General features: G+C 46.9%; 15 protein-coding genes. 1 reads left to right on the top strand and 14 read right to left on the bottom strand.

Going from position 1 to position 21,639, the window contains the following annotated elements:
• Positions 1 to 49: 49 nt before the first annotated feature.
• From K1M91_RS18650 to K1M91_RS18605, 10 genes are all read right to left on the bottom strand, one after another.
• A complete protein-coding gene (locus K1M91_RS18650; RefSeq protein WP_232803772.1) occupies positions 50 to 1,273 on the bottom strand; it encodes a VWA domain-containing protein in 1,224 nt (407 codons plus the stop codon).
• A complete protein-coding gene (locus K1M91_RS18645; RefSeq protein ID WP_232803771.1) occupies positions 1,270 to 3,588 on the bottom strand; it encodes a DUF5682 family protein in 2,319 nt (772 codons plus the stop codon). Before K1M91_RS18645 ends, K1M91_RS18650 begins: the two co-directional genes overlap by 4 nt.
• A 9-nt stretch (positions 3,589 to 3,597) precedes the next feature.
• Positions 3,598 to 4,677, bottom strand: a complete 1,080-nt coding sequence (locus K1M91_RS18640; RefSeq protein WP_232803770.1) for an AAA family ATPase — start codon at positions 4,675 to 4,677, stop codon at positions 3,598 to 3,600.
• Positions 4,674 to 6,209: a DUF5691 domain-containing protein gene (locus K1M91_RS18635; protein WP_232803769.1), complete on the bottom strand. Its 1,536-nt coding sequence runs from the start codon at positions 6,207 to 6,209 to the stop codon at positions 4,674 to 4,676. Before K1M91_RS18635 ends, K1M91_RS18640 begins: the two co-directional genes overlap by 4 nt.
• The gene (locus tag K1M91_RS18630; protein ID WP_232803768.1) at positions 6,200 to 7,756 is read right to left on the bottom strand and encodes an SWIM zinc finger family protein; all 1,557 of its coding nucleotides are present in this window, start codon (positions 7,754 to 7,756) and stop codon (positions 6,200 to 6,202) included. Before K1M91_RS18630 ends, K1M91_RS18635 begins: the two co-directional genes overlap by 10 nt.
• A 238-nt stretch (positions 7,757 to 7,994) precedes the next feature.
• Positions 7,995 to 8,660: a cupin domain-containing protein gene (locus K1M91_RS18625; protein WP_232803767.1), complete on the bottom strand. Its 666-nt coding sequence runs from the start codon at positions 8,658 to 8,660 to the stop codon at positions 7,995 to 7,997.
• 250 nt (positions 8,661 to 8,910) lie between these two features.
• The gene (locus tag K1M91_RS18620) at positions 8,911 to 9,414 is read right to left on the bottom strand and encodes a peptidylprolyl isomerase (RefSeq protein WP_232803792.1); all 504 of its coding nucleotides are present in this window, start codon (positions 9,412 to 9,414) and stop codon (positions 8,911 to 8,913) included.
• A 12-nt stretch (positions 9,415 to 9,426) separates the two neighbouring features.
• The gene (locus K1M91_RS18615; protein WP_232803766.1) at positions 9,427 to 10,782 is read right to left on the bottom strand and encodes a DEAD/DEAH box helicase; all 1,356 of its coding nucleotides are present in this window, start codon (positions 10,780 to 10,782) and stop codon (positions 9,427 to 9,429) included.
• Between the two features lie 261 nt (positions 10,783 to 11,043).
• Positions 11,044 to 12,429, bottom strand: a complete 1,386-nt coding sequence (locus K1M91_RS18610; RefSeq protein ID WP_232803765.1) for an esterase-like activity of phytase family protein — start codon at positions 12,427 to 12,429, stop codon at positions 11,044 to 11,046.
• 190 nt (positions 12,430 to 12,619) lie between these two features.
• Complete coding sequence (locus K1M91_RS18605; RefSeq protein WP_232803764.1) at positions 12,620 to 12,829, bottom strand: hypothetical protein; 210 nt, start codon at positions 12,827 to 12,829, stop codon at positions 12,620 to 12,622.
• Positions 12,830 to 13,004: 175 nt separating this feature from the next.
• On the opposite strand from K1M91_RS18605, the gene K1M91_RS18600 reads away from it, so the two are divergent.
• On the top strand, positions 13,005 to 15,176 hold the full coding sequence (locus K1M91_RS18600) for an exonuclease domain-containing protein (RefSeq protein ID WP_232803763.1): 2,172 nt from the start codon (positions 13,005 to 13,007) through the stop codon (positions 15,174 to 15,176).
• A 53-nt stretch (positions 15,177 to 15,229) separates the two neighbouring features.
• Here K1M91_RS18600 and K1M91_RS18595 read toward each other — a convergent pair whose 3' ends face one another.
• From K1M91_RS18595 to K1M91_RS18580, 4 genes are read right to left on the bottom strand one after another with little or no spacing between them, the layout of a single operon-like run.
• Complete coding sequence (locus K1M91_RS18595; RefSeq protein ID WP_232803762.1) at positions 15,230 to 16,279, bottom strand: helix-turn-helix transcriptional regulator; 1,050 nt, start codon at positions 16,277 to 16,279, stop codon at positions 15,230 to 15,232.
• Between the two features lies 1 nt (position 16,280).
• On the bottom strand, positions 16,281 to 19,385 hold the full coding sequence (locus K1M91_RS18590) for an efflux RND transporter permease subunit (RefSeq protein ID WP_232803761.1): 3,105 nt from the start codon (positions 19,383 to 19,385) through the stop codon (positions 16,281 to 16,283).
• Complete coding sequence (locus K1M91_RS18585) at positions 19,382 to 20,557, bottom strand: efflux RND transporter periplasmic adaptor subunit (protein WP_232803760.1); 1,176 nt, start codon at positions 20,555 to 20,557, stop codon at positions 19,382 to 19,384. The genes K1M91_RS18590 and K1M91_RS18585 overlap by 4 nt, the downstream gene beginning before the upstream one ends.
• Entirely contained in the window at positions 20,554 to 21,432 is an 879-nt protein-coding gene (locus K1M91_RS18580; RefSeq protein WP_232803759.1) for an ABC transporter six-transmembrane domain-containing protein, read from the bottom strand. The genes K1M91_RS18585 and K1M91_RS18580 overlap by 4 nt, the downstream gene beginning before the upstream one ends.
• Between the last annotated feature and the right edge of the window lie 207 nt (positions 21,433 to 21,639).

Genomic DNA, 21,639 nt, shown 5'->3' with positions numbered 1-21,639 from the left:
GTTAACAATAGCGGCACGTTGGCTGTCGCACCGCTATCCATCATCACTTTTATTCAGTCGGTCTAATGGCTTTAATATCTTGATCAGCAGCCCAAGCCAGCACATCTTCACGCTTTAAGGCTGTGGCCATTAAATCAGGAAACTGATCAGGAGTGCAGGCAAACACCGGACTGCCTAATGTTGCAAACTCGCTGGCCATTTCAGCATCGTATGCAGGGCGACCGTCGTCACTCAGTGCTAGCAGGGTTATCACGTTAACATCTTGCTTTATTAACTGTGCAATACGTTGCTTTAACTCTGTTTCATTGCCGCCTTCATATAAATCGGAGATCAGTAGCAAATGGGTTTTACTTGGCTGTTCAATCTGATTTTCACAATAGGCAATGGCTTGGTTAATGTCGGTGCCACCACCTAATTGTACGCCAAATAATACACTCACCGGATCGGCTAACTCTTCGGTTAAATCAACAATGCTGGTGTCAAAACAAATCAATTTGGTTTTGACCGCCGGTATTGATGCCATTACTGCGGCAAAAATTGAGCTATAAACCACAGACGTTGCCATCGAGCCTGATTGGTCAACGCACAAAATAACCTCATCTAAATCGGCGAGACGACGCTGTTGGCGCATAAATCCAATCAATTTTTCTGGTACTACAGTGTTATATTCACGCTGATAATGGCGCAGATTAGCATGAATGGTGCGGTGCCAGTCGATATCATTAAAGCGAGGTCGAAAGCTGCGTTTCGACTTATTGACCGCGCCTCGAATCGCTTCGCTGGTCTTTTGCTCTAATTTAGCCAGCAATTCATTGACCACTTTTTCAATCACTTGGCGCGCAGTGTCGATGGTTTTTTCAGGCATCACCGAGCGCAAGCTGATTAAGTCCGCAATCAAGTGAACATCTGCTTCAATGGCGGCAAGAAACTCAGGCTCCATCAACATTTCTTTTAGGCCTAAGCGCTCAAAGGCATCCCGTTGTACTACCTGAACCACTGGTGCTGGGAAGAATTCGCGAATATCGCCTAACCATTTTGATACTTTCGGCGCTGAACGTCCTAAGCTACCTCGGCCACTACTTTTTTGCGGGTCTTCGCCGTACAAGGCAGACAATGCGCCAGACAGGCGTTGGTCGCGTTCACTCAGCGCCTGTTGTTGCTCATCATCGACGCCTAAAGCTAAGCGCCAACGGCGCGATTTTTCATCAGGCTGCTCAATTATTTGCTGCTTACCAGACTCGTCTGGATGGGGCGTATTTGTATTATCGTTCATGCAAGCCAATCCTTATCGCGGCGGGCGAGTTTCGTCAATTGCAGTAGCTGATGTTGCCAACGATCGAGTTGAGTCATGTCTAACGTTTGCAGGGTTTCACCTTGCAATCGATAATTAAATAGCGTGTCGAATAGCCGTTTTCGCTCCATCGTATCTAGGCTTGAAAAAACACGGCGGAACAAAGGTAAAAACTCAATAAAATTCGTTTCCTCCAGTTGTAGTAGCCAAGTGTTTATTGCGTTGAGTAACACAGAGTCATATAAGAGTTGATCGACGGCATCGCTGAAAAAACCATCGAAAAATCGCGCCGCTTGAGCAGGAGGTAAAGCAGGCGAGAGCATTCTATTAAGCATTAAACTGAGTTGTTCACGATTTAACTTTTCAGCTTGATACAATAAGCGTGCGCACAACCCCACTAATAACAAGCTTGATTGGTCACTATGTACAATAGTTTCAATGGCTTTCCACCATAGTGCGAGTGTATCCCCAGCCTCTAAATGCAGCACTAATGCGCGATGAGCCTGACTGATGTTATCGCGATAGTGCAAAGTTTCTTCATCGTTTAAATTACGACAAGCATAAGGCAATGCCAGCGCCGCTTGAACGGCTAAGCGTTCTGTTAGATCATCAATTTGTGCCAGTGACATGGTCCGAGCAGTACCGTAGCGGCTGATGTCTATAAGTGGGGCAATACTGGTGAGTAAATCGTGACAATCACTGACATGGCCTGCGCGTAAGGTTAACTGATTTAAACCAAACGCTGTAGCAGTGGTTAACTCTGCCGTTAAACAACCATGTACTAATTGTGCCAGCTTGGCTAAGTGAGACTCTTGGGCGAGAGTGGCCATCACTTTATTATTCGCCGCTTGTTCAATGGTGCTGCCGTGAACAATATTTTCAACTAGCTTGATGGCGTATTCGGGTTGCCAAACTAATAACCACTTTTCCCTAAAGGTGCCGCGACTGCTCCCTGCGCTGAGCAATTTGCCCCAAGGTACTTCAAGCAGTTGCAACCGGTGCAGTAATACCGATTTATTCTGGCCAATCTCGCTACGTAAATCTAAGGCATGCTCTCGTCCAAGCGCTTCCGGCTTGAGTTTGTATTTTTTTTGTAATCTTTGTAAGTCTTCCAGCAGCGGCGCCAGCTCAGTATCATCAGGGATCTGGCCAACTTGATGCCCCAGTAACACGCTATCGCTGACTTGTTGCCACTGAGCCTGCTCGCCGAAACATAGGCAACTGATCACTGCATCGATAATTTCTTCAAAACTGGCTTGAGGTCGTTCGCGCACGGCGGCTAAGCTCTGACATAGTCGCTGCGCCTCAATCACTGACGCAGTTGAAATGATGGCGCCTTGCTTACGTAACTGCTCGGCAATGGCCACCAGCCAAGGTGCTATATGATCTTCATTGTCGCGATGTTGCCAAAGGTGTTGATACCACATCGGCGCACTCACGCCCGCACCATAACCTGTTTGGCTGGCTAATCGAGATGAGGTCCATGGGATCCAAGTTGATTTATATTTACTGGCGGCGAGTTTTTTGGGTAAGGTTTTAACCAAAGCGCGATCATCTTTTGCCGCGTGTTTGGCTTTTAGAGCGGGTACATGCCAAGCACCACAAATGACTGCTATCTGGCCATCTTCTGTTTTTGCTGCTTTGGCGATCTCTAAACGCATAAATGCTTCACGCAAATGGTCTTGCACAAGCGCGGGCGAGTCTTGGGAAATGGGGTCACGGAGTGCCGTCATTGCGAGTTCGACTTGTGCAAAAATAGCCAAGTTGTCATCACGGTTTTGTTCAATTAAGTCGTTCCACCAAGCCTCCGCATCTTGGTATCCGCCTATGTGGGCGAGTGCGGCAATGGGATCGCGCAGCAAAGCCGATAAATCTTCATCGAGTTCGGAATTTGGCTCAGGTTGATCAGTGCTGTCGTTTGCTTCGCCTAGGGCTTCATCTGCTTGAAGTGGCGCTAACTCAACTTGCATCTGCGCTAGGCGCACCGCAATGGGCAAGTCAATAAACTCAACGGGCACTTGATGTTGCCGCGCCCATAAACAAGCTTGATATTCAGGAGAATACTCAGCGAAGGGGTAAAAAATACTGCTTTCGGCTTGCTCTACCACGTAGCTAAGTAATGCTACCGGTGGCTTCATTTGCTGGTGGGCAAGCAAAGGAAGTAGTTGGCCACAGTCGGCTGGCCCTTCAATAAGCAAACGCGTGGGTTGCAATTGATCTAAGGCGGCCAACAACCGTTTACTTGAGCCTGGGCCATGGTGGCGAATACCAAAATAGTGAATATCAGAAAGTGCCATCAGCTAACCTTATAACACCTGATTTAAGTGATGGTAATAGTCTTCAAACCCTTTGCGTTTTTTCAGCACGGTTTCAAGGTATTCTTCTAACACGGCGCGATCTTGTACCGGATCTTTTACAATCGCGCCGAGTAAATTTTGGCTGATCTCTGCCGCACTTAATTGGCCTTGGTTAAACCAGTTTGCTTGACTAAGCCCGCCGACCATCACGGCAATGGCTTCCGCGGTCGATAAATTACCGGAAGTGGTTTTTAAGGTAAGTTTACCATCAAGGGTTTCTCCCCCTCTTAGCTCGCGGAAAATAGCGACGACTTTTTCTATTTCGGCGGCGGTGTTTTTCGGTACAGGTAAATCAAGGGATTTACCCATTTCGGCAACGCGTTTGTTAATAATGGCGACTTCTTGTTCTACAGAGTCAGGTAAGGGCAGCACAACCACGTTAAAGCGACGCTTTAATGCTGATGAAAGCTCATTGACTCCCTTATCGCGGTTGTTGGCTGTGGCGATAATATTAAAGCCCCGTTGCGCGAAGATGGCATCATTAAGCTCAGGAATAGGCAGCATTTTTTCTGACAACACGGTGATCAAGGTATCTTGTACATCCGAGCCCATTCGGGTTAGTTCTTCTAAACGGCATAAGTTACCTGCTTGCATAGCGCGAAACAGTGGTGTGGCGACTAGCGCTGCTTTACTTGGACCATGAGCTAACAGTTGCGCGTAGTTCCAGCCGTAGCGGATCTGATTTTCATCGGTGCCTGCAGTACATTGGATCACTTGTGTGCTGCAACCACAGATCGCGGCGCTTAAATGCTCCGACACCCACGACTTTGCAGTGCCCGGAACCCCTAATAGTAACAAAGCGCGATCGGTGGCTAAGGTAGCAACAGCAGTTTCAATGATGCGGCGTTGGCCAATATATTTTGCCGAAATTTCGACACCTGATGGCGTTTCACCGCCCACTAAATAGGTCACCACTGCTTGTGGGGATAATGCCCAGTTATAAGGCTTGTTGCCTGTATCTTCGGCTTTTAAAGCGTCAAGTTCGTGTTGGTAGGTTTGCTCAACGGGTAAGCGAAGGGTGTCACTCATGATAAATTCCTTGAATTTTGGGTTTGCGCTAAGCCAAGCCCAATATTGAGTTTAAGTGCGTCTAACATAGGATCGGCAGCCATCATGCCCAGCGCGATCAGCTCATCATAGACACGCTGCGCGACCTCTGGCGGTAAAACTAATCCCAGAGCACGTAACTCTGCCTCGTTGTGATAGTGCTCAAGGTAATGTTTTTCCTTAAGCTCTTGTTTGATTTCTTGTTGCAGCTCAGCCCATGCATGGCAGCTGCTAAATTGTAGCCAGTTCAGCTTTGCTAAAGGGGCATCGATTAACGAAAGCCAGCTGGCAAAGCTTAACTGCAGGGTGCGTTTGTCGAGTAGCTGATATAACACGGCGGCAGCGGCGTGCGTTGAAGACCGTAATTGAATGGCGTTTAACACATGCCAAAATACACCGTCGGCACTTAGCTCATCACAGCAACGGGTGATAAATATGTCCAGCTCGGGCTCGGGCAGTGAATCAAATACGTTGCGGATAAAACCAAGATTGTCTTGTTCGCGTTGTTGGTCAAATTGCCAACCCTGGCACAATTGTGCTAACGAAATGTTAAGCGCGCTGGCCAAAGCGGGTAAGGATACTTCAGCAATAAACTCGGTGCGTAGGGCCTGTTGCTTTTTGTTCTTTAATGGCACAGGCTCCACTAGGGTAGTGTGCTTTAGCAAGCCTTTGGATTTTATCTGGTACCACTGCGCTAATTCTTGAGCCTGTTGCTGCATTTGTTCGTCTTCAATGTAGCAACCTAATCGAGCCAGTAATTGCTTAGCGAGTGTCACTACTTTTTTTGATTTATCCGTCAAGCAAGCTTGCAAAATAGGTTGGTCATGAGCGCTGAGATTGACGCTCAGTATTTGATAGAGCTGCAGGCGTTTTTCCGCTAACTCAGTTTGCGCTATTTGCTGAATTAATTGACCTGCTAACATGGGGTCGCTATGGCGCAGTTGCGTTAGCCGCTCTCGCTTCTCTGCGGGGAATAGCTCGGCCCAAGCCTGTGGGTCTAGCTCACTAGTGGGTTGCCCTTGCCATTTGTTGATTTGTTTATTCGACCAATATAACCAAGGCATATAAAGGCTTGGTGTGGTGTTAGAGTGTTTGGTTGGCATCCAGTCGTTGGGATGCGCGCACACTTGCCGGCTAGAAAGTAAGTTTAATACTGGTAAATGACCAGCATTTAACTGCTGCTTACATTGAGCTAAGACTCGCTTAAACAATGGCCGCAATGAAGGGGCAATACAGGGGAAATCAAGTTCGGGTAAGTCTGGCGCAGCGATTAGGCCCTTGGGCGGTTGTTGATATTGCATTACCAATTGCTGCTGCTGGGTTAAAATCAAGCCATGCAAATTGAGTTGTGCTGGCTCTAGTTGTGCTAATTGCCCATGCCAGCTGTTTGGCAAATCGTCTAACTGAATTTGGCCATGACCCACTAACCATTTTTTTGCTAATTGCTCGCCTTGGTGGAGTGCTTGCTCTATTTCGTTCGTGTTGTGCGAGGCGCTACTGTTTACTACAGACATGCAATCATTCCCCATTTTTCAGTGTCCACACTTATCAGCTCAGCGAATTGTCCATCAAGTAACATCAAAGCTGAGCGTAGCTGGCTACCTAACACCAAAGGTTCAAGATCTGGGTTTATCAATAGCACAGATTCATTACTGACATCACTATGCCACCAGTATTGGCCAGCGTCGTCTTGGCTAACACGGCCCGAAGCCGCCATAAAGGGCACTTCATGCGTCCAAGGCTGCTGTTGATGTTGGCTTAAAAAGTGATCGCGCCAGCTAAGGGCTGGTTTATTTTGATGAGACTCGCCATTGTCGGTTGTTAAAGGGGTGTCACAGATCGTTAGATATTGATGCTCACCCAAAATGGCACGATAGGGGACTCGGCTGGGGTAAAAAATTACATCCCCCTTGATTTGCTTGCCCATGGCAGTTTTGATTTGACTGCTGCCACTGGATACGGGTAAGTAATCTAATAGTAACGCTAAAGTAAGATTCTCAGGCTGAGAAACATGATATCCCTCTGCCTCCTCAGGCAAACGTACAATCCAACGCAGGGATGCTAGCAAACCATTGCGACGCATTTCAGACTTTTCGCCGATGACTTGCCAAGTGCCGGTTACTTTTTGTGGCAACAAGCCAGTTACAGCGTCACTAATGCTGTTTACTTCATGGCTAGGTTCATCGCTTGTTTCATTGCTCAATGCATTGATTAACTGCTCGCGGCTTTCACTGGCTATCACCGCGCGATGTACGTCAATATCATCAGGGTTGGTTAGCCAAGCTTCAGTGAGCAACGCCAACTTAGCCAATTCTTGTAATACTGCATTAGGTTGTTGTTGCAGTGGGCGAGCCAGTATTCTGGCGGGGAGTTCGTCAACGCGCGCGGCCAAATTCGCGGCTTTTGCGTCCACTAAGCGTGCGGCAATTTGTCGACATTTACCCTGGCTGTCTTTTAAAAATCGAATAATGCCGTTACTTAGCTGGTCATTAATCCATTGTTGCAGTTCAGCCAAACCTTGTTGCACGCTGGCACGCGTTTTTTCGCGATTTTTCATCGCGCGCATGACTTTATCTGCTTCGCGCTTAGCCTGTGCTGCTTCACTTAATGGCGATTCGGTTACTGTTTGGTTAAGTGATACTTGAGCGGTTGATTTTTTCTCGTTCGTCGCGGCAGTTGAGTGATTGCCTTTTGCAGCGGCGTCACTCTCACTCACTTTAGCGCTGCTGCGTCGGCGGCGGCCTAACCAATCATTCACCCATTCTGGTGGCGTGGTTTTAGTAAAGTTGTCGGGTAAATCAGAAAACTGCCAAAACAAAGCTAATACATGCTTACAAGGAAACTTACGAGACGGGCAAGTGCATTTGTAGCCGTGATCAGACACATCAGCCATGGTGTAATAAGGCGTTGAGCCTGAGCCTTGGCACTCACCCCAAATAGTATTCACATCTGCGGCTTGACCTAAAGCCGGCCACTTACCGGGCTTAAGTAATTTTTTTGCGGCATTAATTGAGGCTTGATCCGGCGCCAATTCTTGTACGAGAGATTCAGATACTTCCACGTGATAGAGCCTACTCTGATTTATGCAAAGAGATTATTTTGATGAAACAAGATGCTAGCCAGTGTATGCATAATGATTTTAAATACAATAAGCTACTGGCATTTAGAAAGAGGATTAGGCTGATTTAGCTCGAAAGGGACTTAAATTGTGATCGCCTTAATAGGGTTTATCCAAAAAGCAATACTTGCTGGATAAGCATCTGGAGGTTGCATGGGTATATTACAGCGCTTAATCTTTGTTATTGAGTAGCAGTGCCCAAATGCCCGACCTTCACCAAAATAACGGTTTCTTGCTCAACATAGGGATGATGCTCACTCATATGTGGACTACGCAGCCACGTGCCGCTTGGGTATCGCGCGTATTCATCACAAAACTCGCCGCTAAGCACCAATATCTCTTCGCCGCCAAAGTGACGATGGGGCACAAATTGCTCACCTGCTGGCCATTTTACTAACGCGGTGTGCTCAACATCGTGTTGATGTAATGGCATTACTTGCAAGCCACCTTGCCCAGCTAACCAAGGTGTTTCATTAGTATTCACCCGCACGCTGGTTAAATCATCGGCTAAAAATTGGTTTAGTTTTACAAAAATTACGCAACCCTCTTTACTAAAAGGCTGATGTGAGCTGCCGGGCGGGTTACGCAGATAGGTGCCGGCGGGATAGTCGCCGTTTTCATCGGAGAATACGCCTTCAAGTACAAAAATTTCTTCGCCCATGGGATGATGATGAGGCTTGAAATAGGAGTTAGCGGCGTATCGTACTATGCTGGTGGCGTGGCCACTTTCAGCGCCTTCGCGGGATAATATTTTGCGGGTAACGCCGGCCAGTGGGCTGTCGACCCAAGGCTGCTGCGCGGTATCGATAACCACTTTTTGCGTAAAATCTAAATTAATATGCGCCATAGTTATTATTGCTCAAACTACGTTGGTAATGAAATGGGTATTCTACCTTACGTTGCTTGTTCGCAGGTGGTTTATCTTTGCGCCTGCTTTATAGTATTGAGTGCGCGGTATTGATTAACCCGAACCTTGGATAAGCACAATAGTATGCTTTACTGCAAAAACGCTGTAAATATTTCCCTATACGCTTGGCGTTTTCATCCCTGAAAACGAAATTTTGCCGTAAAGCATACTTTATCTTGCTGCGATAGGCTTAAACAGAGCTGAGGTTGATGACCACTTTTTCGATGGTAATGGTTGCAACAGGCACGTCATCGTAGCCCGCCACGGTGGTGGTTTTAGCGCGGGCGATTTTTTTCACCACTTCCATTCCTGCAGTCACCTTACCAAACACGGCGTAACCCCAGCCATCAGCAGTGCGGCCAGTGTGATCTAAAAAGTCGTTATCGGCCACGTTAATAAAAAATTCGCTGGTGGCAGAATGTGGCTCGTCGGTGCGCGCCATAGCCAGGGTGCCTAAGGTATTTTTTAATCCATTGTCGGCTTCATTGCGAATAGGGGCATGGGCCGGTTTTTCTTTCATTTTTGCCGTCATGCCACCGCCTTGGATCATAAAGCCCTTGATGGTGCGATGAAAAATGGTGTAATCGTAAAAACCTTCTTCACAGTAACGTAAAAAGTTTTTTGCACTGAGCGGCGCATTTTCAAAATCCAGTTCAATCTCAATGTCGCCCACGTTGGTGGTAAAAGTAATCATCATATCGCCTTATTAACGGTACTTGCCGCTGGTCCATGGGTTTTCACGCTCGCCGCTTTTCGCTGGTTGCGCGGGTTTGTCACTTCCTGGTCTGCCACTTTTGTCGTGACGTGGTTTCACTGTGCCTGCGGATGCGCTGCGCTTTTTGTCTTGGCCAGTATTCTCTTTACGCTGCTTAGGTTTAGCAGCAGGATTAAATTTTGGCTTAAAGTTCAAAATAGATATCGGCACTTCTTTGATTGGCGCAAAGCCTTCAATTTCTTTGCGCACAATTAACTGGCCTAAACGGCTTTCAATGGCGCACAGGTTTCTAAAGTCATCCTTAGAAACAAACGAAATCGCCTCACCACAGGCGCCAGCACGGCCAGTACGACCAATGCGGTGAATGTAATCATCGGCTTCATCGGGCAAGTCGTAGTTCACTACGCGCTCAAGATCGTCAATGTCGATACCGCGCGAGGCAATGCCGGTGGCGACTAAAAAGCGAATTTTACCTGATTTAAAGTCAACTAATAGTTGTTCACGTATCGCTTGGCTGCGGCCGCTGTGAATGGCCTCAGCAGCAATGCCGCGTTTTTCTAGTTGGCTGACTAACTTAGCCGCGCCTTTTTTGGTTTGAATAAAAATCAGCGCTTGTTGCCAGTTTTGTTCGGTGATCAAATGACTAATCAAGGCCGACTTTTTGTCTTTATCAACCGTGGTTAGCCACTGCTCAATTTGCGGCGCACTGGCATTGTCTTTAACAATTTCAATCTCAACGGGATCTTCAATCGCCGTTTTTGCCAAAAAGCGCACTTGTTTTGACAAGGTGGCCGAGAACAATAAATTTTGACGCTCGGTAGGCAAGCGTTCAATAATTTTATTAATGTCTTCAATAAAGCCCATGTCGAGCATGCGGTCGGCTTCATCGAGCACCAATACCGACAATTCATCAAAATGCAGCGCGCGCTGGCTGTGCATATCCAATAAACGCCCCGGCGTGGCGACCAGAATATCTATCCCTTCAATTAAACGCTGCTTTTGCGGCGCAATATCAACGCCGCCATACATGGCCATGGAGGTTAGCGGCAAATATTTGCTGTATTTAGCAATGTTATCTGCCACTTGGACGGCTAGCTCACGGGTGGGCGTTAAGATCAGGGCGCGAATGCGCTTAGGGCGAATTTTTGGTAAGTCTTGAAACATTTGCAGTAATGGCAATACAAAACTGGCGGTTTTACCGGTACCAGTTTGCGCGGCGGCAAGCAGATCATTGCCACGCAATATTTCAGGAATAGCCTGTTTTTGGATCGGCGTAGGCGCGCTGTATTCAAGCTCGCTAATGGCTTTTAAGATTGGAGCGCATAATCCAAGTGTTGAAAATGGCATGGGGTGTCTCAGATAAATAAAAAGGGGCAAACTGTGCAGCCGATATTTTTGATGAACAGGGTGCAACAGAGCAGGGCGGCAGTATATCAGAAAAGTGAGTCATGCCACAGTTTATGCAAATCGGATAGATAGTCTTGCGTTACGCTCGTGCTAGTTCAGTTGCTTTGGTAGCCATTCAGAGGTGCGTTCAAATAGTAGGTGAAGGTTAGATTAAACCCGCTGACAAAGAATTCCACCTCGTCAGCGAAGTTATTAAATCATTTATTTTAAATCAATGATGTAAAGGGTGCTGGCATCAATCACTTTGTTATCTTTATCAAGGTATTTTTGCGCTAGCTTGCCGTCACTTGACCAAGTCGCAAAATCATCGTCGTTGAGCACGCCAAGGGTGGTGGGGTTGATTAGCCACATGCCCTCTAATTTATCGTGAGGATATTTCACTTCTTTTACTAAATCTGCCACTAGAGACTTACTGACCGGTGTTATCTGGTGTGATGCTAGCGCGTCCCAACCTTGTGCCATGACCACTTGCTCAAGGGTTTTTCCTGCTATGGTTAACCCCAGTTTTTCATCTTGTACTAATGTATCGCCGCTTTTAATGGCTTCTAGGTTAGTGGCTTTAGCAAGGTTGATGCGATAGATATGCTTCATGGCGTTAGGGTCGTCACGTAAAAAAGCGCCGTCTCGCTCAATCACTAAAAATTCGTTAGCCGAGAGCGCAACAATACCTGAGTTGGCATTTTGCGCCTTCTCTTGTTGGTAAAGATACTGGCCAATCTCGCCTGTTTTCAAGTTGACCGTGACCAACCGAACTAAATTCAAGTCTTTTACTTTTTTGTCTGGGTTATGCATGGTTGATTGCATAATACCGACCAAGGTGGACTCATCGGGCGTAATGGCTAAGCCTTCCATACCGCGGTTAGGGCGGCGATTAGCAAACTCGGCAGGTAGGTTGAGAGTCGTGCGTTTGTCTTTGGGGAAGGGGTTGATACGGCTAAGTTCAACGCCATCACTGTCAAAATGCACTATATGTGGGCCGTATTCATCGCTAACCCAAAAAGTGCCGTCTTTTAAGGCGACGAGTCCTTCGCCGTCGAGACCAAAGTCATCCAACTTGAGTGGGTTGGTTTTCGCATCAAAAGGTTTGTCTGCATTTACCGTAATAGGCTGGCCCTTTGTGTCGTAGGGCGTTTCGCCGGTGCCGCCCAAGCCAGAGCGATTTGGTAGCCCCGTGATAGGTGTGCCATCGGGTTGCTTTAATAAAATGGTGCGAACCAGTGTCACTTTGCCAGTGGCATTAACTTCAAATAAGCCAATACGAGGGGTGTAGTCTGGGGTGGGAAAAATCTTCCCTTTGCCGTGTTCACCTTGTTTATAAGTGGCATTGGGGCCGCGATCGGTTAATGCGTAGAACTGATTTTTGTTGGTTGGATGGGCGGTCATATCTGAACCGAAACCGCCGTTGCGGATCTCCAGCATATGTTCGGGTTTAGCATGATCAGTAATATCGTTTCTTAATACTTGATAGGGCAACGGCGCGCCATTTTGTGAATCAACATGACTGACGTTGAGCGCTTCGGCGCAGGTTAAACCAGTATTAAACAATAGCGCCATGGCTAAGGTAGGGAGCCCTTTTTTTACGATCATCTTTATTGCCTTTATTTGTTATAAATTGATTCAAAATGGAAGTCTGAGAGCGGCAAAGGGTATAGCGGCAAGATGTTAATTTTGTTTCAGTTATATGATGGTTTTATGCCAGTTTATGTGGAATAGCTGCTTGTCTTCAGTGAGGGATGGTGCTGGGTTTGAATAGAGGAAGTTGTTGTATGTCTAATACCTAATCATTGTTTTGCTTGTCGCAGCTAAAAGTAGAAAGTAAAGACGCGATAATCCAAGCTGCGCTAATGCCAACGAGGTAGCTCAATTTAGTTGGTATTTGTTCTTGAGACGCTGTCACTTCGATATAAACCAGCGCGCTGGAGAGCATTAGCATAAACAGAAAAGCGTGCTTTTTAAGTTGAGTAATGAGCAGATTAATCCAAGTCATGTTTTGCAAATCACTTAATCAAGGGGCAAAGTAGAAAATAGTCGATTTGTAAATATAAAACAATCTATAAAGCTAGCTGTGTGACAAAGGAAAAAGTGCCGAACTTTCCAGACACTAGACACTAACGTTCGCTTGCCATACTATAGGTTGTATCTATATACAGTGCTTAAGCGTAATGAAAACACTTCCTGAAAAGTATTATTTAGCCCATTTTTACGAGCTGGTGGCGTTTATTGATGCCACTAGTATGCACTTACTTAACGCAGAGCAGCAGCGCCAGTATGCGCTTGTGCAGCGCTTGAGTGAGGCTGCGTTATGCTTGTTGATCCGCATTGTAAATCGAAAAAGTACCTTTGTTGCGCCGGCGCGATTTAACTACGCTGAAATTTTGGATATCACTGCCGCATTGGCGGAGCTTGAGCAACATCAGTTGATCACGTCGGCGGCGCAATTACCCGCCAAGCAGTTATTGCCTGAGCTGACCAAAGCGCAGTTGCAAGAGGTATGCGCTCAAGCGGGCGTGGTAGATATGCCGGCGAACTCAGCCAAAAAAAAGGCGTGGGTTGACTGTGCACTTAAGCAAAGTTGCGCCATTAAACCTACTAGCGATCCCACTTATCAGGCCTATGTGCAGTCGGCTTTTAAAGACACCTTTGACTATTTTTTATATTTGTACTTTGCCCACCTTGGCGGCACCTTAGCGCAATTTTCGATGCGCGATCTCGGCATATTAAAAACCAATGGCAACAGTAGTAGCGCAGCCGCGAGCCAATTAAATGCGCACTTTGATGAATTAGAAGAAGCGCAAACTGCGTTTTACTACAGCCAGTGGCTGCACCAGTTAAAGGTGATGAGTGATGAGGAAAAAACCGCCCTCGCACAAGCGCTATTAACATCAGCAAAGGTCGAGCCGATAGGGCGATACGGCCAAGAAAAATATAACTTATTAAGCTACAAATTGGCGCATCACTGCTTGACCCATGCGCCCGATATAGCAATGACGTTGCTGGCACAAAGCGATCATCCTAAAGCGCAGGAAAAGCATATTCGCGCCTTGTACGGCGAGGGCGAATTGACCCTTTGCCAAGCCAAATTAAACGCCATTCTTGAGGCTTCGGCAGATGAATCTTTATTGCTGTTTGCGCAGGATTTTTCGCGTTTAAAGTTTGGCTCCCAGCGCACGTCATTACTGACCGAGATGCTACGTAACTCAGGGACTGCTATTCCACTGGACGAAGCGTTTGTTGGCGCGCCAGAGCAAGGTTTGATTGATTATTACCAGCGCCATGGTATCACGGCTATCCACAGTGAAAATGGCATTTGGCGCGCGCTGTTTTGCCTTAGCTTTTGGCCTGAGCTTTATCAAAGTGACAAAAACCAACTCAGTAACGAATTTGCGCTGCGCCCGAAATCCATTAAAGAAAATAATTTCTACGACACTTTTGCCGCTGAGGTAGAAACGCGGCTGCAACACTTTACTGATGCGCAGGCGATGCTAGCGTGGCTGTTGCAGCAAATAACCGCCCATTATGGCGAGCCAAACTGCTTTATGGCGTGGTATGACAATCTCTATGATCAGCTTTGTTTACTGGTTCGCCATAGCCCAATGGATGCGCTGCGCAAGCATCTGCGCGCCATGAGTAAAAATTATCGCGGCTTAAAAGATGGTTATCCTGACTTGATTGGCGTGCGCGATGGCAAGTTGTTTTGCGTTGAGGTTAAAGCGCCCGGTGACAGCTTGCGCCGCAATCAAATGGTGACCATGAATCAGTTGCTAAGCGCAGGATTTGATGTGTCTATTCAGCAAGTGGCGTGGCAGCTTGATCCCGCCCAGCCGTATGTAATTGTTGATGTAGAGACCACCGGCGGGCAAAAAGAATATGACAGGATCACCGAGATTGCCTTGGTTAAAGTCGTGGCAGGAGAGGTGGTGGATCAGTGGTCGAGTTTAGTGAACCCCAATAAACATATTTCAAGGCAAATTACCGCGCTAACGGGCATTAATAATCAAATGGTGCGCGATGCGCCTGTTTTTGCGCAGCTAGCCGAAAAGATAGATGCTTTTAGCCAAGGCGCGATTTTTGTCGCCCATAATGTGAATTTTGATATGGGCATGATCAAGGCGGAATTTGCGCGTTGTGGCTTAAGTTATCGCCGCGCTAAGTTGTGTACCGTTGTGTTAGCCAGAAAGTGGCTGCCTGGTCACGACTCCTATTCATTAGGTAAACTTTGCGCAGATGTAGGCATCACCCTTAATGGCCATCACCGTGCATTAAATGATGCTAACGCCACGGCAGAGCTGTTTATCATGATTAATGCTTTGCGTTTAGCGCACTCGGCGCAATAGCATAAGAAGTCAGTAGGGGGAATATTGCTCCACTTGATAAGCTTGGGAGCCAGTCACAGTATTGGAACCTGCATCGCGAACGTTGCGCCGCCGGTTAATGTTAGCTCCAGATCACGTATTTGCTCGACACTGTAGCCTGTCTGGTCGATTTGATGCTGATGGCGCTCTGCATAATCGAGCAATCCTTGCCAAGCGGCGATGTAGCCAATATCCGACACGAGGTAAACCTCAGTGCATAAATAATTACCTGCAGGCAGAAATAGGTTGGCTTCGTTATTTGTATTTTCAGTGCCGAGCCAAACATCTATTTCATGCCATGGCCGTGTTAGTTGGTTGACTGGCGATAGCGCGAATAAGCCTTTGGTTTGCTTTCCTTTAGTAACAAACTCTCGATCCCAACTGAAGTTATCTTGTTTAGTTACGCTAAGCCTTCGTTCAGGATACCAAATAAGCTGGCAAGGTAAATCTTGCGCTAGTTGCTGCTCTAGGTTTTTACTGTTGCCTTTTTGCGCATGATTGGCTTGAGAAGTGAGTTGGATACTCGCTGCATGCTTGGTATTAGTCTCGGGACAAGTGGGATGGGCAATTTTTTCCAACATCTGAGCCGTTTGTTCAGGCGTTGCGCTACGCGCCATTTCTCGCAGCGCCTTCGCGCTCATATTAAGTTCTCGTTTTAGCGCTTTAGCCAGTGCTTGCGAAGAGGAAAAACCACAGCGGTGGGCGATGTCAGTGATGTTGTATTGGTGCAATTCAAATAGCTCATACACGGCTATTTGCAGCCGAATGCGGTTTAGGTATTGCCCCGGTGTTTCATGCCAAATTTGGGTGAATTGACGATGAAAATGTGAAGGGGAAATCGCGCAGCGCTCAGCCACTTGTTGCCAGGTTAGCCCTTCACTCAAGGCGTGATGCATTAGTTGTAAAGCTTTTTCAAACCGCGCCTGTAAATGAGGCGGCAACTGCTCCAATAGCGCCATTTCTGGCACAAGAATGAAAGGCTTGCTAGCCACAGATTCCGGGCGCGCGGTATTATTCAAGTCAGTTGTCATCAGGTTTAATTTTGTCGATTGCCATGGTTCAATCATAGCTGATGTTATTTGCATTTTAACTATCTACTTGTTTAAGTAAGAGATTCATCGATTCAGTTGCTATTGCGGGCTGCTTTGAAGATGTAAAAAGGCCGAGCAACACAGGAATAATAATCAAGGTAATACTGGTGGCAAATAGTTCGCCAAATACCAAGGATACGGCTGCAGGCTTTAAATATTGCGCTTGCTCCGCGCTTTCAAATAACAGCGGCAATAAACCACATACCGTGGTCATGGTGGTTAAAAAGATAGCCCTAAGACGGCTCGTCCCTGCTTTTATTAAGGCTTTATTCAATGGCATGCCGGCGCGATAATATTGGTTAAACCGTGTCATCAGTACCAGCGAGTCGTTGATGACGATACCTGTCATTGCCATCATGCCGAACAGAGATAAAATGCTGACAGGTAAGCCCATTATGCCATGACCAAAAATAGCCCCAGCAAAACCAAAAGGGATCACCGCCATAATAATTAACGGCTGCCAGTAAGATTTGAGCGGCACAGCAAGCAAGGCGTAGATAAGCAATAAGGTTAAGAGCATCGCTGTTTTAAATCCTGCTTGAATTTCGCCTAATTCTTCAAACTCACCCCCTGATTGAATCTGAACGCCGGGGTAGCGCGTGGCTAGATCTTCCATCAGCGGCTTGAGCTGTTGCAGCGTTTGTTCTGGCGATTGCACCGTGCGATCTTGTCGCCAGTATAAGTTCACCACTTGCTGGCGGTCGCGTCGATAGATCACCTCTGGCTTTTGCTCGAAGCTTAAATTAGCCACATCTCCTAGCATTACCGTCTTGCCGCTAGATAAGAAGATAGGGGTTTGCAGTAGTTGTTGTTGAGTGGCTTTCTGCTTGGCCTGATAGCGTAATATCACTTTGGTTTCTTGGCCCTGTTGCAATAAGCGATGAATTTCACGTTCACCATAAGCGCCGCCAATCATCAGCGCAATTTGCTGTTGTGTTAATCCCAGTTGATGACCAAATTCATTAAGGGTAATGCGTATTTGTTGTTGGCCGCCTTGGCCGTCATCATACACATCATGTACACCGGATAAAGTGCTTAAATGTTTGGCCAGTTGGTTGCTGGCTTGCATCGCAAGGGCATGATCTGCTGAAGAAATACTGATAAAAGTGCCGCCCGCAGGGGCGTCCGCTGCCGAAAATGAGACCGCATATGCACCTTCAAATTGGCCGCTGTATTGTTGCCATTGATTCAGTGCCAGGTTGTTGGGCAACACGGTTAAGGCTTCGTTAGTGAGTTCAACCGTGGCTTCTATTTCGCCATAACCGGTTGACCATACCAATAAGTTAGTGATGGGTGGAGCACTCAATGGGTAGTCATGTTGCAGCTGTTGATTGAGTCTATTGGCCCCTTGCTCTAATTGCATTTGGGCTTGTTGCTGCAGCGGCAATGGCGCGCCAGGCGTTAAGGTGATGGTTGCGCTGAGATAGCGGCCGGGGATCTCGGGAAACGCAGAGCTGCGAATAAAGCCGGTCGACCACAGACCATACGCTAGCAGCACGCAAGCAAAAAAGCTGATTAAACAAGCGGCTTTATGGCGGATAGCATAGCACAGTAAGGGCGCGTAACACTGGCGATTAAAGTAGTGCAAGGCTGATTGCGCCGATGATTGTAATTTCGCCACTGCGGGCCATGGCTTACTTTGAGCGGGCATGGCGGCAAGATGTGATGGCAGGATAAATTTACTTTCAATGAGTGAAAATAACAGTGCGATAATCACCACCGCTGAAAAGCGGGCCAATAATTTGGCTAACTCGTTATTGATCCAGAGCATTGGAGAAAAGGCGGCCACGGTGGTGAGCACTCCGAACACAGTGGCGACCGCTACTGATTCCACCCCCTTAAATGCTGCTTGTTTTGGATCGGGGTTGGTTAAACGGGTTTCATGAATGCTTTCGCCAACTACCACGGCATCGTCGACCAAAATACCCAACACTAAAATAATGCCAAATAAAGTGATGTCGTTAATGCTGTAGTTAAGTACGTTCATCATTCCTAAGGTGCCACAAAGGGCAATTGGGATCCCTAAAGCTACCCACATGGCCAATCTAAGGCGTAAAAACAGGCCTAAAATCACCAATACTATTAATAGCCCCTGCCAAGCATTGTTCGTTAGTCGGTTGAGTTGGTCTTCAATATAAGGTGCCATATCCGCCATTACCGCTAGGGAAATATCAGCGGGTAACAAGGCTTGTTGCTCTTTGAGCACAGAACTGATGGCTTGACTAATGTGAAGTAAGTTATCGTTTTGACTGGTATTAATTTGCAGCGCAATGGCACTTCCGCCATTATTGCGCACGATGGCTCCGGTCGCTTCATAGTCGCGGTAAATGCTGGCAATATCACCTAGTTTGATGATGCCTGAGGGCTCCGCGATAATATCAAGTTGCTTTAATAGGGTGAGATTATCGGCGTAGCCATCGCCCCGTAAGGTGATCCGGCCTTGCGCACTTTTTAACTCACCACTGCGGGTTTCTATAGACATTTGTTCAATGCGCTGGGCTAAAGATTCAATGTTAAGGCCCACCATTTGAAGCTGCGTAATATTGGGCTCAATGACGATTAGCGGAGCACGCTCACCTAAATTAGTCACCTTGGTAATGTCGGGATGTTGTTTCAATGCCAGAGCCACTTGGCGTGCAATGGGTTGCAAATTTTGAGCGGTTTGCTTGGATGAAATAATGACAAAGGCGGCTAAATTGGTGAAGTCTTCACGTGTTATCTGAGGTCGTTCGGCCTGAGTGGGCAATCCGACAATGCTATTAACTCGGTTACGTACATCCTCAAGTAACTTCCCTAAGTCAGCGTTGGATTTTTTTTGCACGCGAATTTGCGCCATACCCGCTGAAGATTGGCTAACTAATCGTTTGATCCCTGCTACATCGCCAAGGGCGTCTTCAATTCGCTGGGTTACACTGGCATCAATCTGTTGTGCGGTGCCGCCGGGGTAGGCAATGGTAATGGTTAAACTTGAGGGCGCGATTTGTGGAAAGGATTCCACCCGCAGTTGCGATAAGCTGAGCAATCCGCTGGCGATCATGGCTAGCATCAGTAAATTTGCCGCAACAGGGTTGTGAATAAACCAATGGGTTAACCATTTCATCGTTGTGCTCCCAGTGTTGTCAGAAAATGAACTTTAGCGGCGGTTGTTGTTGGCTCAGCAAAAGGAATAGGCTTTACTTTTACCCCCTCTAGCATTGACGTAAGTGGGTATACGGCGATCGTTTTCGCATTTTGCTGTTGGTCATTTGACGGAAAAGTTACCCAAACATGATCAGGGGTTGTTTCCAAAATTCGCACGTCAGTTTGTTGTAAAGTATTGTTTTTATTAATCTGCCAGATCAATCCATCTGGCGTCAGCGCACTGATAGGTAGCTTGGTAGCTAGCGGGAAAGCAGGTAAGGTAACTTCAATGGTGACAGGTTGATTTGGCAGTAAACGCGATGATTGCTGAAAAGGTTTATTTATCGCTAATACCACTTGCCGCTGCTTGGTGGTTTGGTCAACTTGCGGCGCGACAAATCGTACTTTGGCGGGCCACTGCTGGTATTGACGGTCGATCACCTTAATGTCAGGTTGGCCGAAACTGGCATGGATCAGTTGCCAATGTTGTTCGGCCACGGGCAACACAACATCTAGACTATCGCTGGCGGCAAGCTCAAATAATGGCTCACCAACGTCTAAAAATTGTTGAGGACTAATAAAGCGTTGCAAGATGATAGCGTCAAAAGGAGCGCGAATTTGGCTGTCGCGTATTTTTTGTTCAATAGAATTAAGAAGTTGTTTCGCCTGCGCTAACTGAGCTTTGGCCGCGGCGATTTGCGGGATTTTACGGGCAAACTCCGAGCTGCGTTTACCGGCTAGCATTTTCAGCGCAACGGTTTGTTCATGTTGCTGTTGTTGCAGCAGTAACTCAGCTTGTTTGATTTCACTTAAGGCATTGGCGCGCTCAGACTCAAGCTGCAAGGTGTCAAGTTCTGCCAGAATTTGCCCTTTTTTGACTAACGTTCCCGGCTCAAGGGCGGTATCTAAGCGCGTCACTTGGGCATTTGTTTGCGCTTTCAATTGGGTTTGCCAGCGCGCCACGGTATGGCCCGTTAACGTAAGTTTGGGCCGATAAGGCGCGGGCGTCACTTGGATCACCGACACTGGCAAATGTGGCTCAACTCTGGCGCTGGGCTCAGCCGGAACTGGCTCAAGTAATACCACGACCGTGATAGCAATACCCAGCAGCAAAACAGATCCAATCAGGGGCATTAGCTTGCTATTTTTCATTGTATCTCTCCGTTTACTTTGATTGGGGCTGGGGTGTTAAGACGTTGTATTATTTCGCTTAAGCGCGACCAAGTTTGTAAGGTGATGGGCAGCAAAATCGCGGCGTCTAGGAACTCCAGCGAGTAGCTCACAATGGTGAAAATACTGCCCGGCGTCAGCGTTAGGCTGTGAGTAGCTAGCCAAAGGTTGAACAAGACAAAGATAAAGAGCAGTAAGAAAATCAAACCAAATACGATGGCTTCAGTATCAGATAGTTTGATTTCTTTCAGATTTATCTTTTGCAAATAAGCGTGAATAGAGCGACTGACCCCTTGCTCTAGCACATCAACTTGTTGCTCTTTGCAATTATTGAGCGCCGCATTTGTGGTAACAAATTGGCTATGGGCGGCGCCGTAAGCTGCAATGATTAGTATGCCGGCAACGATGGCAGAGAGTCCTAAGCCAAGATGGGCACTCGTTAAAATAACTAATGCAGCTACCAGTTGGATAATTGCGGTCATCAACGGTGGAATATCGTTTTCTAGAAAATCCACTAACTCTCGTGACATATCAAGTCGTGCATTGCGAGTACTAATGGGCAAGTGTGCTAATTTTTCGGCAACGGACAAACCAAGATTAACGCGGATCGTGCCAAAGGCTCGGGTATCGTAAATACGCCTTGCTACCACCAACGCGACAATCAGTACCAAGATGGTGCTCAGAACATAAAAGTCATGAAAGTCGTCTTGTAATAAGCCATCGATGGCGTAGCCGATGAACAAGGGGATCAAGACGATCAACGCATTTTCGAGTAATACCAAAGCCCAAGTGAAGCCTATTAAAAGCTTATTAGCGCCAAGTAATGCTGTAATCGTAAAAGGTTTAACTTCATGCATCAGGTTTGCTTATTAATAATTAGCGAATTCAGAGCATGGTGACAGGATTGCAACGAGAAAAAGTGTCCCAAATTGCTGTATGTTTAAGCCTAGCGGCATAATGGATAGGCAGGACCTGCACTTTTATACCTGCTGTTTATTTATGCAGGTGTAATGGAGTTTGGCTGATTTTGCCAAGTTTTGGCGCGGTAAATAAATTGTAAAAGT

It is taken from the genome of Motilimonas sp. E26 (genome assembly GCF_021278025.1).
Lineage (GTDB): Bacteria > Pseudomonadota > Gammaproteobacteria > Enterobacterales > CBDFNC01 > Motilimonas.
Note: the sequence above shows the minus strand (reverse complement) of the source record. Positions and strands in the feature narration are given on the sequence as shown.

Excerpts from the sequence above, each read along its gene's own strand:
- K1M91_RS18650 (WP_232803772.1), bottom strand. The coding sequence starts at position 1,273 with ATGAACGATAATACAAATACGCCCCATCCAGACGAGTCTGGTAAGCAG.
- K1M91_RS18645 (WP_232803771.1), bottom strand. The coding sequence starts at position 3,588 with ATGGCACTTTCTGATATTCACTATTTTGGTATTCGCCACCATGGCCCA.
- K1M91_RS18640 (WP_232803770.1), bottom strand. The coding sequence starts at position 4,677 with ATGAGTGACACCCTTCGCTTACCCGTTGAGCAAACCTACCAACACGAA.
- K1M91_RS18635 (WP_232803769.1), bottom strand. The coding sequence starts at position 6,209 with ATGTCTGTAGTAAACAGTAGCGCCTCGCACAACACGAACGAAATAGAG.
- K1M91_RS18625 (WP_232803767.1), bottom strand. The coding sequence starts at position 8,660 with ATGGCGCATATTAATTTAGATTTTACGCAAAAAGTGGTTATCGATACC.
- K1M91_RS18620 (WP_232803792.1), bottom strand. The coding sequence starts at position 9,414 with ATGATTACTTTTACCACCAACGTGGGCGACATTGAGATTGAACTGGAT.
- K1M91_RS18615 (WP_232803766.1), bottom strand. The coding sequence starts at position 10,782 with ATGCCATTTTCAACACTTGGATTATGCGCTCCAATCTTAAAAGCCATT.
- K1M91_RS18610 (WP_232803765.1), bottom strand. The coding sequence starts at position 12,429 with ATGATCGTAAAAAAAGGGCTCCCTACCTTAGCCATGGCGCTATTGTTT.
- K1M91_RS18605 (WP_232803764.1), bottom strand. The coding sequence starts at position 12,829 with ATGACTTGGATTAATCTGCTCATTACTCAACTTAAAAAGCACGCTTTT.
- K1M91_RS18600 (WP_232803763.1), top strand. The coding sequence starts at position 13,005 with ATGAAAACACTTCCTGAAAAGTATTATTTAGCCCATTTTTACGAGCTG.
- K1M91_RS18595 (WP_232803762.1), bottom strand. The coding sequence starts at position 16,279 with ATGCAAATAACATCAGCTATGATTGAACCATGGCAATCGACAAAATTA.
- K1M91_RS18590 (WP_232803761.1), bottom strand. The coding sequence starts at position 19,385 with ATGAAATGGTTAACCCATTGGTTTATTCACAACCCTGTTGCGGCAAAT.
- K1M91_RS18585 (WP_232803760.1), bottom strand. The coding sequence starts at position 20,557 with ATGAAAAATAGCAAGCTAATGCCCCTGATTGGATCTGTTTTGCTGCTG.
- K1M91_RS18580 (WP_232803759.1), bottom strand. The coding sequence starts at position 21,432 with ATGCATGAAGTTAAACCTTTTACGATTACAGCATTACTTGGCGCTAAT.